This is a genomic window from Plantactinospora solaniradicis (assembly GCF_042658085.1).
GTDB classification, from domain to species: domain Bacteria; phylum Actinomycetota; class Actinomycetes; order Mycobacteriales; family Micromonosporaceae; genus Plantactinospora; species Plantactinospora solaniradicis.
This window is the reverse complement of sequence record NZ_JBHSPR010000044.1, coordinates 89593-101031: the sequence shown is the minus strand read 5'-3', so window position 1 is coordinate 101031 and position 11439 is coordinate 89593. Positions and strand designations below refer to the sequence as shown.

14 protein-coding genes are annotated in these 11439 nt (G+C 59.1%); 12 read left to right on the top strand and 2 right to left on the bottom strand.

Features of this window, described 5'->3' with window-relative positions:
- A partial coding sequence (locus tag ACFP2T_RS35910) for a Scr1 family TA system antitoxin-like transcriptional regulator (RefSeq protein WP_377429844.1) occupies positions 1 to 436 on the top strand: 436 nt, incomplete at its 5' end.
- A gap of 19 nt (positions 437 to 455) precedes the next feature.
- Positions 456 to 653, top strand: coding sequence for a DUF397 domain-containing protein (locus tag ACFP2T_RS35905; protein ID WP_377429841.1), 198 nt, complete (start codon positions 456 to 458; stop codon positions 651 to 653).
- A 962-nt stretch (positions 654 to 1615) separates the two neighbouring features.
- Here ACFP2T_RS35905 and ACFP2T_RS35900 read toward each other — a convergent pair.
- Together ACFP2T_RS35900 and ACFP2T_RS35895 are read right to left on the bottom strand one after the other, a co-directional pair.
- A complete protein-coding gene (locus tag ACFP2T_RS35900; RefSeq protein WP_377429838.1) occupies positions 1616 to 2089 on the bottom strand; it encodes a deoxycytidylate deaminase in 474 nt (157 codons plus the stop codon).
- A 569-nt stretch (positions 2090 to 2658) separates the two neighbouring features.
- A complete protein-coding gene (locus ACFP2T_RS35895; RefSeq protein ID WP_377429835.1) occupies positions 2659 to 3273 on the bottom strand; it encodes a sigma-70 RNA polymerase sigma factor region 4 domain-containing protein in 615 nt (204 codons plus the stop codon).
- 876 nt (positions 3274 to 4149) lie between these two features.
- Between ACFP2T_RS35895 and ACFP2T_RS35890 the strand changes: the two genes are divergently transcribed.
- The 10 genes from ACFP2T_RS35890 (at position 4150) to ACFP2T_RS35845 (ending at position 11432) form a co-directional block, all read left to right on the top strand.
- On the top strand, positions 4150 to 4797 hold the full coding sequence (locus ACFP2T_RS35890; protein WP_377429833.1) for a hypothetical protein: 648 nt from the start codon (positions 4150 to 4152) through the stop codon (positions 4795 to 4797).
- Positions 4798 to 5278: 481 nt separating this feature from the next.
- The gene (locus ACFP2T_RS35885; RefSeq protein ID WP_377429831.1) at positions 5279 to 5917 is read left to right on the top strand and encodes a hypothetical protein; all 639 of its coding nucleotides are present in this window, start codon (positions 5279 to 5281) and stop codon (positions 5915 to 5917) included.
- Positions 5911 to 6108 carry a hypothetical protein gene (locus ACFP2T_RS35880; RefSeq protein WP_377429829.1) on the top strand — a complete coding sequence of 66 codons (198 nt, stop codon included), beginning with the start codon at positions 5911 to 5913 and terminating at the stop codon, positions 6106 to 6108. Before ACFP2T_RS35885 ends, ACFP2T_RS35880 begins: the two co-directional genes overlap by 7 nt.
- Positions 6105 to 6479, top strand: a complete 375-nt coding sequence (locus tag ACFP2T_RS35875; RefSeq protein WP_377429826.1) for a hypothetical protein — start codon at positions 6105 to 6107, stop codon at positions 6477 to 6479. The genes ACFP2T_RS35880 and ACFP2T_RS35875 overlap by 4 nt, the downstream gene beginning before the upstream one ends.
- Positions 6476 to 6901, top strand: a complete 426-nt coding sequence (locus tag ACFP2T_RS35870) for a hypothetical protein (protein ID WP_377429823.1) — start codon at positions 6476 to 6478, stop codon at positions 6899 to 6901. Before ACFP2T_RS35875 ends, ACFP2T_RS35870 begins: the two co-directional genes overlap by 4 nt.
- A 245-nt stretch (positions 6902 to 7146) precedes the next feature.
- Complete coding sequence (locus ACFP2T_RS35865; RefSeq protein ID WP_377429821.1) at positions 7147 to 7992, top strand: PD-(D/E)XK nuclease family protein; 846 nt, start codon at positions 7147 to 7149, stop codon at positions 7990 to 7992.
- 424 nt (positions 7993 to 8416) lie between these two features.
- A complete protein-coding gene (locus ACFP2T_RS35860) occupies positions 8417 to 8668 on the top strand; it encodes a hypothetical protein (RefSeq protein ID WP_377429818.1) in 252 nt (83 codons plus the stop codon).
- A 420-nt stretch (positions 8669 to 9088) separates the two neighbouring features.
- A complete protein-coding gene (locus ACFP2T_RS35855; protein WP_377429851.1) occupies positions 9089 to 9853 on the top strand; it encodes an AAA family ATPase in 765 nt (254 codons plus the stop codon).
- Positions 9854 to 10306: 453 nt separating this feature from the next.
- Entirely contained in the window at positions 10307 to 11083 is a 777-nt protein-coding gene (locus tag ACFP2T_RS35850) for a DUF7275 domain-containing protein (protein WP_377429816.1), read from the top strand.
- Positions 11076 to 11432, top strand: coding sequence for a hypothetical protein (locus tag ACFP2T_RS35845; protein ID WP_377429814.1), 357 nt, complete (start codon positions 11076 to 11078; stop codon positions 11430 to 11432). The genes ACFP2T_RS35850 and ACFP2T_RS35845 overlap by 8 nt, the downstream gene beginning before the upstream one ends.
- Positions 11433 to 11439: the final 7 nt, after the last annotated feature.

The window sequence follows — 11439 nt, the reverse complement described above, 5'->3', positions numbered from 1 at the left end:
CGTCATAGGAATGATTAACGGCCGTCTCAGGCGTCAAGAGGAATTCGCTAACTCGAAAGCGATCCTTGATATCCGACTTGAACCACAAGTAATTGATCGACGTTCCGCGCCTGTAGATGTCTGGCATCAGCAGTTGATGCACCTCTATGAGGTCGCAACCACTCATCCCCGTGTCTCGATTCAGATCTTGCGAAGTAAAGCCGTGTACGGCACGGGTTATCTTCCGCAGAACCCCTTTACGATCCTCACGTACCGACGACCAAGCGGGTTGAGCCTGGTGGATGCCGACAGCAACGACGCAGGCAGGCTGATCACCGATCCCGTCCTGGTGCGACGCTACGAAACTCTGTTCGATCAAATGACGTCGGAGGCGCTGGCGATGGACAAGGCTACGAGTGCAAGACTGATCTACGAGGCAGCCGAGAGTTGCCAGTAGTAGCGAGGAGGACCGAACGATGTTGCAACCTCAGTGGCGCAAGAGCAGCAAGAGCGCCAACGGAGCCAACTGCGTAGAGGCACGCAGGGCGGGGTACAACGCTCAGGTGCGAGACAGCAAGGACGTGGCCGGACCGGTCCTGTCCTTCCGGCCAGCGGCTTGGACGTCCTTCGTGGAGGGCGTGAAGGAGGCAGCCGGTACGGGCTTCGTGCGCTGATCACCAGCTCAACCAGGGAGCCGGCACCTACGGGTGCCGGCTCTTTCTGTGTCTGCGATCTGACCCCTTGTGGTCTACGCCTCACCATGAGATGGTCGCACTGTGCGGCGCACAGTGCGGGGAGCTATACCGCCGGAGGCGTCGTGCACAGTAGGCGCGTGGCTCCGCCTGGGTTTAAGGGAGGCCAGGCCGGACCGGCAAACGTGTCTGCGAGTGGACGTGGTCCCAACCTCGTGAGTAGTTACCGTGCCAGGCCAACTCTCACAACGTCCACGCCAGAGAGTCAGGGTGAGCCTGAGTTCGACCCGCTTCATCTCCACAGGAGAGCAGGACACACCCTGACTCACGGGGGAGCACGGCAACAACCCCCCTGGTTGCCGTGCTCCCCTCCGTCGTTCATGCGGGAGGTCAGGAGATGGGGCTCAGGAATCAGATCGGCCGATGGAGAACAGGCACCAGGACCACGCCGCTAGAGACATTTGTGATCACCGGACAGAGCGCGTACGCGCCCGGGTGGGCGCCCGGAGAGCGCAAGCAGCTCGACGAGGACCCCGGGCCGCGAGGGGCGAACCTCCGACTTGGGCAGCGTCAGGGAACGGAGCCAGGGGCATGAGTGACCAGCCGGCACCGAGGGTGCCACAGCAGAGAACATCACCAGAGGAGACAACACCTGAGGCGGATGGGGTGGTGACCTACCCGCCCATCAACATCAAGCTCGTCAGCGCTGCGGGGAGCGTCCGTGCCGTCCACTGGCCAGACTATTCCGGGCGGTGTAACAAATGTGGGACCTACGGTGTGTGCGAACCGCTGAAAGAGGCGGACGCCATTCTTCAGGAAGCTTGGATTCTGTGAGGTGGCTTTGCCTCGGAGTAGTCGGGCTCGTGGTCTTCGTCGGAGGGATCATTCTGTGGGCACTCTGGAAAGACGCCGCACCAGAGCGGCGGGCCGAGTGGCGCCGAAGTCTATTCGGCCCCTACCAGCGACACAGATGAGACGTCGATCGACGCACCGATTAGCAGTGGGACGCCGCTGTTGCGGCCATAGGAGTACCGATACCGAACCTCCGTTATCCCCGCCTGGATGAGTGCCAAAGAGCAGTTGTAGCAGGGCTCATGCGTCACGTAGACGCATGAGCCTTCTGTTGCCACCCCTCGCCGAGCTGCCCACAACAACGCATTGATCTCCGCATGGACGCTCAGTCGGCACGGCTCAGAAGAGTCAGTGTGGTCACAGTGTGGCATCCCCGCAGGAGCGCCGTTGTATCCGGATGAGAGGACTACGCCCCTGCTGTCGGCAATTACCGCGCCGACCTGTAGGCGTGAGCACGTCCCCCGAAGGGCGTAAGCCTCAGCAACAGTCATCAGCGTTTCGTGGAGGGATGGTCTGGTAATGGCAACAACCTTTTGCGGCGAAGACTTCTCCGAACCGGGGGTCATTAGGGCCTACATAAGTACTTGGTATCCGCCTGGCCATGATCCCCGAGGGGTAATCACGGGCTGGATAATCACGGAGAGTAGATTGCCGGAGTTATATCAACATTTCTACGACCTAGCCCAAGAGCGGACCGCTCGGGTCCGACTGTTTGTCGGTGGGTTAGATCTAACGGACTATGTCCTTAAAGAGCGGTGGAAAGTGAGAGCAAAACCGCCGGGAATCCAGCATGATCAAGAGTAGTTCTGGTTACGGCGGGCTTATTCGCCTCTCATGTTGTTATCAGTGTCACCCCGTCCGGGGACCACCTCTCCTGGAGGGACGATGGCCGATCCAAACTGCCGAAACTGCAAAGGCTCAGGGCTAGTCATAGTAATCAACCCCGTGACCAACACAGAAAACCTCGTGGTCTGTCCGGCTTGTAAGGACAAGCACCCCGAGGAAACCACACCCCCAGAGAGGAACTGAAGATGAGTGAAGAGTCCGACGCAGCGGAGGTCGCGCGGAAACTGCGGGAGCTTGCCAAACAGAAGAAAGAGTGGGAGCGCAGGCAAACCTCAGGTGAGGATCAGGACTAAGAGCTAGCCAGAGCTACCCGACCGAGCAGCGCACCACGGGCACTCAACTCCCGGCGCTGCTCGGTCCCTCTGTCTGCGGCTGTCGACAGCCAACCGTCCTCGGTGTCGGTAAGGTCGTGGATGTCGACGACACCACCGGGGATGCCGGCCAGCGGCCAGTTGACGACCTCCTGTAGCCGGTCTACAGCCCGGTACATCCGCCGACGCAGGGCGGACCCCCTCGGAGGCATCTCTCCCCGGCCGTAGGTCGCCTCCAGGACGTCTCTGTAGCCCTGGGGCATCCTGTCGGATGCCAGGGCCTCTGAGAGCTGCGGAGGCAGCTCCCGGTAGCCAGCTCGGAGAGCTGCCCGGATCTCGTCCGTCGTCCAGGGCTCAGGGCTCCACCCCAGAGGGGAGGCTTGGTTTCGCTGGTCTGCTATATAACTGCGAGCCTCCTTCACGAGGAGGCTCGCTAACCCTTTATACGAAGGCGACTCGATAGCCTTCGTCTCTAGAACCCAAAGAAACAACTCCTGTGTGACGTCTTCGACGTCGGCATTGGTGCCCTTGGTAGCTATCCATGCCGCCTTGCGGCAGAGACCTAGGTAGCCTGCGGCTTCATCATTGGTCAAGTACTGTTTTCTCCCCTAGTAGTACTAGGGCAACCGCTTGTAGGCGGTTGCCCATCTCTTATGGGATCGAACACCACCGTTCGATCCCTATCTATAAGTCTACTAGGAGTAGGGCCGGTTTCCCGGCCCCCAGAGGGTTAGAGGCGAGGGGTAAGAGCCTTGTCGGCTCTACGAGCCTCTAACTAGTTATCAGTGTCACCACCACAAAACCGGACAGATCAGCCCCAGATAACAAACACATATCACGCTGGTCTGTCAAATCCGGGACGCACTTTCGTGAGGTAGATCACAGAGCAGACCAGCCCAAGAGGGGACCAACCGGACTTGGCAACGCCTCGACCGCCGGACTAGCGTTGTCCTCACGCCGCTGCGAAAATCCCAGTTTTTCGCAGCACGACCGAGAGGAGCTGGATGGGGGGAGCGCACGGAGACGACATGACGCAAGGCGCACTCGGGGGATTGGTTTCGACCGGTCGCCCTCAGTCGCTAGCACAGGTCGTCATCAGGGGGGCTCTGTGCGTCGGTGACCACGGATCGTCGTGGAGGTCTTCAGAGCTAAATCGGCAGCTCCACACTGCAATCTTTGACTGCGGCTACGAAACTCTCTTTGCTGTGCCACCGACCACCGGAGAAGAGATCTGGTGTGCGAGGTGTCGCAACTGGGAGAGGTGTGTGGTCGTGGGCGGGAGCGTCGTCGATTGTGTCGACTGCGACCACTACCAAGAGCACGGGCACGACCGACATAGAGCTGTCAGACAGGCACGAAGGCATTCCATCGGGAGTCACGGCACACGCGCGACTCCTCACCATGCACGAGTAGGCACGCATACCCGCGAGGGTATTGCTTGGGAACCATACAACGGGGAGTAAGAGACAGTGGCCACGAAGATCGAAGAAGTGCGAATTGTCCCGAGGACTTATCACGCCCGCGCTGCGGCCAACGCAGCCTTTGGCGAGATGGGGTCGGGCGCCCACAGTACCGAAGATCGCAAAACCGTCCGGGTTGTGGTGACTAGCCCTGGTGGAGAGCGCAGCGGGGTAGACGTCACTGTCAGGGGTTGCTGCGTCAACGGCTTCATCCGGAACGCAAACCGACTGAATGGTACGGCAGCAATCGAGGTCACCCCGGATGCGCCGTGGCCGGGGGATGTCGTCAACGAGGCCACCGCTGACGAAGTCCGAGCGCAGTTGGAGAGTTTCAAGGCGCGGGTTGGTGACGTCGCGCTGAAGTACGCCCGTGCACACGATCTCTGTTCGGTGGTGGAGATGGCACTACAAGAGATCGGCATCGAACCTCCGAAGCGCCAGAAGCTTCGACTGACGATCACGCTGCCGACAAGCCTCGGATTCGAGCAGAACGGCGAGAAGTTCAACTTCACTGAGCTTGCCGATAGCTATCAGGTTGCCCGCCGATTTCGCTCGATGCTGCGAGAGGTCGGGATAAGCGAAAGCGCGCAGAGCTACATCACCGAGCGGAAATATGTCGACGTCGACAACGACGGAGAAGAGGAGGACGAAGACTGATGGAGGGGAAGCCCACGACCAACCTCTCTCGTGCGCAATGGTCGAACCACAGCAGCCAAGTCCTCACCGGCTACGACGACGTCGGTCAGTGGGTTGAGACGGAGCTGGTGTGGTGGCGTGGTCGAGATTGGTACGAGGGATCAGGGTTTCTGTATCGGGTCGTCAGTTGGGCTCGGTCGGGAGCTGACTACAGCTCCCGCGAGAAGTCGAAATGAGACTTCAGAGCAAACGGGGCTGGTTTTTTCTGCGGCTCGGTGGCCCCTTCTATTGGGTCATGCTGTCCCTCGGTCGGTTCTGTGTTAGCTGGGAGAAGGGCCGGGAAGAGTGAGCGGGACAGAAGGCACGAAATGGGAAGACCTCTCGGACGATGAGAAAGCCTACCTCAATGACGTTCACAACTTCTGTTGCGAGGTCGCGGCGGTAACTGGCGTCAGTGTTGATGAAGCAACGCAGATGGTACTACGAGGGCTGGGGAAGTCGGATGAAGATCCTATCCGCTGACCTCTCTCGCCTTTGCTACAACGCCATCCAATTCAGCGCGAAAGACTCTTCCCTCGGGGGGGTCGTCGCCCTGGGCGGCAGCGCCGACCTGTCGACCCTGACGGTGTGGGCCTGTGATGACTACGTAGCCCTGGCTGACCACGCCCCGGCGGAGGTCTCAGAGGACTTCAGTTGGTTCCTGGCGCTCAAAGAGGTCAAGGATCTAGAGAAGACGCTCCGAGACTACGACGGAGAGATCTTCCTGTCCGAGACCGCCGGACACCTCGACCTCGACGAGCACGATTGGCCGCTGGCCGAAGACCCACCAGACTTCCAGCCGGTTGTAAACATCCTGTCCTTCGCTCCCAACCCCGTAGCGGACCCTAGTACGCCGTTCGCGATCCGGGCGGCACGGTTTACGAAGTTCCGGCTACTGCGTACTCCGCAATCGCCGAGCACCAAAGACGAGTACCCCGTCGATTTCTTGTGGGACGGGGACTTGTTGAGGTGGAAGTGTGGCCCGACACTGCGGGGGGTTGTCGCTCCGCTCCACCGGCAGAGTTTCGAAAGCGTCAGCGGGGAAGAAGTGACGGGGATAGAAGATCTGTTCTCAGAGGAGAGAGAGGAGGTGTTGTGGTGAAGTTGGAAGACCTCAAGCTTCCGTGGTACTCAGAGAAGAACTGGTATTGGCAGAAGTGTGCTTTCCAGGTGTCCCTTGACCCCGGAGACTGGGTAGCCGGTTTGACGTTCGGCCCGGTCGTACAACTGGGTTTCCGATACAAATACGTCTGCCTGTCGCTTGGCCCTGTGGGGCTGGCGGTGATGTGGTGACGGCTCTGGTGATTGCCCTCGGTTATGCCGTCCTCGGAGTTGTCTGTGCGAGGTGGATTTTCAACCGGAAGGCTGAGGAGTACTACCACCGGTACGAGTGGGTACCGAAGAAATGCGTAGCCCACGGTCGGACGTGGGCATACCACCACGAGGGCAGTTGTAGATGTACGAGGAAAAAAGACGCCGTGCAGTCAAGGGAGCGTGCTGCGCACTGGTGCATGCTCGGGCTGGTGTGGCCTCTGATTCCGGTTGTGCTGTACCTCTCCGCCCCGAGCCCGTTCCAAAGGAAGCTAGAGAAAGAAAAGAAGGATGCCGAGGAGTTGGAAAAGCTCAGGGCATTCGCGAAAAAAGAGGGGTGGGAGATTCCGTGATTCTGGCAGTGGTGGGGAGTCACATCCTGACCCCCGAGCAGGGCAAGGCAGCATGGCCGCTGGTAATGGGTCTGATTCTCTTTCATGACCCGATGGAGGTTGTCACCGGTGACGCCACCGGGATTGACTCCGTGGTTCGTGAGGCTGCGAAGATGTGCGGGTTTCGAGAGCCGACAGAAGAGGCTCCCAGCCCACAGTGGCCACTAACTGTGTACGCACCTGGTGTACGAGAGTGGAACCCGCCTGGGGGCAACGGGTACATGGCTCGGAATGCGAAGATCGTCGGTCGGCTCCAACGCGGCAGAGACAAACTCGTGCGAGTCGCGAAGCGAGTCAACCAGAGCACCTACGGGTCCGGCTGGACGGCTGACAGAGCGCGGGAGGTGCTGGGTGCTGACGACGCCCTCACCTACTACCTCTGAGGCGCCCGAGGAGGCACAGGAGTGGATAACCCATACCGTCTGTGTGACCATCTTCGGTGACCTCCGCCTACCGGCGGACAGGGCGTGTTGTGGCCAGCGCTTCACTGAGGCTGTTCAAGACACACTGTCGATCGATGCGGTAACTGATCCGTGGTGCCCGCTGTGCTCCCTGATTCTCATGGAAAATCTTCGCTGCGTCCACGATGCGTCCTAGATTCAGTGATCCTGGTCGATATGATTGAGATATGGACACGGGGGAGAAGAGGCGCTACACCCGTAGCGTCTCGCAGTTGAAGGGGTACAGCAGGTGTGGTGAGGCGTTCCGACTGGAACGGATGGTGCGACCGAGGTTGCCAGCACGCCCGGCGAGCTGGCTAATCGGGGGGACCGCCTTTCAGACAGCCGTTGACGCTTGGGAGATTGCCGGACGAAGCTACGGCGAAGAGAAGATCAAAGACGACTTCTCTGAGCACTACTGGGCAGGGATCGCAGAGCTAAAAGAGCGTCAGCCCGACCTCGATCAGTGGATCAAACCGCCCCGGACGAAGACTGTTGATACTGACATCGCCAACCGCCTCAATCGGGGGCTGACGTCTTGGATACCGAATTACCTCCAGTACGCAGAGCGTGAGGACTGGGAGATCTGGACCGACCCATTCGGAGACCTCGCGATAGAGGTTGAGTTTGAGTGGACGTTCGGAAACGGTGTCACTATCAAGGGCTCCATCGACCGAATGCTGTGGTGGCCGAGATCTGAGAAGGTTTCGATCGAGGACATCAAAACCGGGAACCGCGAGACTGACTACCGTCAGCCGGGGCTCTATGGGTTTGTGGCTAATCGATTGTTTGTGGAAGACCTCCCGAATCCGATTAGCCACGCCCGGTACTGGTACGCCAAAGACGGCGTCTGTAGCGACTGGGAACCCATTGACCGGTACACCGAGGAGTATCTAGCGGGCGAGTATGGCGCCCTCGATCGAGGGATCGAGCACAGGGTTTTCGTGGCCAATCCAGGTGACCACTGCGACCTCTGTGGAGTGCGTCCGTACTGCCGGCTGAAGGGATTCAAAACCGAGGGGGAGGTTGCTTGACGACTTACAACGGGGGGCAGGAGCTTGCGCGGCAGGTTCTTGAAGGCGAGATCGCAGAACCAACATCGGGATACGTCGAGTACAGCAGCACCAACTCTGGTGGGTCGTGGTGGTTGGACGATGAAGACTGGAAGGCCCTAGAGGCTGCCGGTTGGGTCGTTGACTGGATTGCGGCTCAAGATCGCCGGTGGTTCAAGCCGGATTCGGATGGCAGGTGGCTAGGGGCACTAGCGACCAGCGCGAAGCGATACGGGGTATCCCTGCGATCGGCAATCGCTGAGTGGGAAGACGTCACCGGCAGATATGCGAACGCTTTGGGCTGTAGTTGCTGCGGCGTACCGCACAGCTTCAGTCTGTACGACGCCACCGGGAATTACGTTGACTCCCATTAGCCAAGCTATCCGATCCACGGGGAAGGTTATTAGTGTTCAACCCATTCAGTGAAAAGACGATGCCACCGGGGTTGGTTGCAGAGCTGGACCAGCACAAAGCTACCGTCCGAGAGCACACCGACAGCCTCATTCTTCTGTTCGCGGAGATGCTGAAGGGCGATCCGGCTACCTCTCAGGACACCTGGGCGGTACTGATGGAAGTCACGATGCAGCCGGGACAAATCGCAGTGCTCGCGGCGGAGCTACTGTTCCGAGAGGCACGAGCGAAGGCAGCAACTCTATAACGAACGAAGATAAGGAGACCACTTGTCAGACGGCTACGCCATCCAAATCAACACCACTATCCAGGGGGATCTAGTAAATCTCCGAGCCGGTAACGGCGAACAGATGTCGGAAGTAGTAGCGGGATTCGCTGAACACTCCGAAGCGATTTTCAAAAGTCTGGGCGACGCAAAGCAAATCGCCCTCGCTAACGGAGTCTTCAGCAGTCCACCTACTACCTCCAACAGCCCCGGTCCGGCGTCCTCTGGTCCGCCTGGAGACGTCCCTAGCTGCTCCACTCATGGGCCAATGAAGGACATGCGAGGGAAACGAAACAAACAGGGCCAGCCCTACAAGAATCGTTTCTACTGCAACACCTTCGGCTGCAAGGACAGCTCGGGTCAAGGGGTGTGGATCGAGTAGTGACATCACTGTCACTAGCGATGCGGGCAAGGGGTCGGGTAGGCGACCCCTTGCCCTGCCCCTACACCTCTCTGGAGAGGATGAGGGCATTCGCGAGACGCGGCCAAATCAGTCTTTCGGCGGGCGCTAGTGGAGGTGGTAAAACAGCATTCTGGTCCAACTGGGCTCTAAACGCAAGATACGACGGGGACTATCCGATACCAACGTTGTACTTCAGCTCCGACAGCGACCAGCACACCGTAGGTATTCGGATTGCTCAAGCTGTGCTCGGTTGTACGCAGGACGAAGCTGAGGAACGGCTAGAAGACAGTTGGGATCTCTTCCACGAAGCCACGGAACATACGTGGTGGGACTTCAAGGTCGGTCCAACGCTGGACCATTTTGATGCAGAGATCGAGACGTATTCGCTGGTGCATGGCCAGTATCCGAGCTTGATTGTGATTGACAACCTGATGGATTGTGACGCCGGCTACGGTGCCGACGAGGGAGCTAATCAACGAGAGGCGCTGTTGTGGGGGAGTAGCAAAGCTCGTGAAACTAACGCCCACATCGCCTTCCTTCATCACGTCACCGGTCCGAATGTGAACGGCAACTATCCGATCGGAAAGGATGGTCTGATGAACAAGGTCGATAAGCGTCCACGGCTGATTCTGACGTTTCATCAGACCGACCCGGGGTTGCTGAATGTCAGCGTAGTCAAAAACTCCACTGGGCCCGCGAGGTCCGATGGAGGTTGGTTTACCTCGATTCCGTGGTTGCCTGAAAGGAGTTGGTTCGGTGGCTAAGCTTATGCGCTATCCCTCTCCGCCTATTCCGGGGACGATTGTCGGTCCCAATGAATTCGGGGAGCATCTGGTTGTCGTCGGGACTCACGACGGAGAAACGGTGGTTCGATTTGCCACCACCGAGGATGTCATTGCCTCCCTCGATCGCGACCCACAGTCGATAACCGAACTACGGATGCGAGGCGGATGAGGGTAGTACTGATGGCCGCTGGCATCCGCCCGATCGGGGTGGCTTGGCGCTGGGGGAGAAATCGAGACTGGCACTACTGGCTTTTTGGAGTGTGAGATGGAAGTAGGCGAAGAGGGGTTTTGGCTTGAGGCGGACGGGAGTTTCACCCCGTGCAAACTCACGGAGGTGGTAGACGTTGACGACTCCCTCTGCTCATTCGAGGCACTAGAGGACGTCTCCGACACCTGGACCGGGTACTACAAGTATTTCATTCCGGAGTGTTGATGAGAGTCATCATCGGCTCGACTGCAATCTACAACCAGTGGCCGGACTTCCCCCGTGAGCCAAAGGACGTCGACCTTTTCAGCGACAACCCTGAGGACTCGGGAGATGTCTACTGGCATCCGAGGTTGTCGGAATGGTGGGGTGGTTCCGCTACCGAGTTCGCAACCCTAGACGAGCTATACACCATCAAGGTCTCACACAGTGCGTGGGAGCTGCCGAATGGCAGTTGGGGGAAGCACATCTCCGACGCGATGTGGCTGAAGACCAAGGGTGCCGAGCTAATCCCCGAGCTACACAAACTCCTCTACAGCGTGTGGGAGGAGAAGCACGGAAAAAAGAAGGTCGACCTCACTCAGGAGTCGATGGATTTCTTCGCGGACGCAGTCCGCCGGAGGTACGACCACGACTCGATTCATGTCTCCGTCGCCTACGGAGAGCGGCCTTTGTATGAGTCGGTGCTGAAGGACGGCGCCTCCGTCCAGATGGACATGAGAAAGGTCTGGGAGCTGCCGTACGAGACTCAGCTACAGCTCTTTCGAGAAGAGGTCTACGCCACCGCCCTTGAGCGGATCCTAGTCCCGAAGGAATACAAGCACTCCCCAGGCGCCGCGTACGCCTGGGCTCTGCGGCGCACGATTACCAGTCTGACCAAGGGGAGGAGTTCTCTCTTTCTCATCGAGAACTACGACCAGCTCTACCGACCCGACACCGACTACGTCTCTAGGCATCTCAGCCGAAAGCACCATCTGATCCCACTGGAGGAGACCCGTGGCTAGCTGTCCCATCTGTGCAACCGCTCTGTCTGACGACCACCCCGGACTGTTTGCCGAGGAGATTTTGACGAATGCTCCGTGGAGCAGCCTTGACAGTAGCTACAGCTACCCCGAGGGCTCTGCGTTTGTCGTGGCGGGCCGAGATGTCAAGGTCCTGAAGCGAAGCATGGAAACGGCGTACGACTCCTACGGGTCGGCTCAGGAGGGTGAAGGCTTCATCGTCCTGGAGGTTGACGGCCAGCTCTACCGCCGAGACTGTGACATCGATTCCTACGGCGACGCGGAGTGGCGTGGCAACGTCCGACCTGTGGAGGCAACCCCCCGTGTCGTCACCGAGTACGACTACGTCTAGGAGATAA

Excerpts from the sequence above, each read along its gene's own strand:
- ACFP2T_RS35905 (WP_377429841.1), top strand. The coding sequence starts at position 456 with ATGTTGCAACCTCAGTGGCGCAAGAGCAGCAAGAGCGCCAACGGAGCC.
- ACFP2T_RS35900 (WP_377429838.1), bottom strand. The coding sequence starts at position 2,089 with ATGACCCCCGGTTCGGAGAAGTCTTCGCCGCAAAAGGTTGTTGCCATT.
- ACFP2T_RS35885 (WP_377429831.1), top strand. The coding sequence starts at position 5,279 with ATGAAGATCCTATCCGCTGACCTCTCTCGCCTTTGCTACAACGCCATC.
- ACFP2T_RS35865 (WP_377429821.1), top strand. The coding sequence starts at position 7,147 with ATGGACACGGGGGAGAAGAGGCGCTACACCCGTAGCGTCTCGCAGTTG.
- ACFP2T_RS35855 (WP_377429851.1), top strand. The coding sequence starts at position 9,089 with ATGCGGGCAAGGGGTCGGGTAGGCGACCCCTTGCCCTGCCCCTACACC.
- ACFP2T_RS35850 (WP_377429816.1), top strand. The coding sequence starts at position 10,307 with ATGAGAGTCATCATCGGCTCGACTGCAATCTACAACCAGTGGCCGGAC.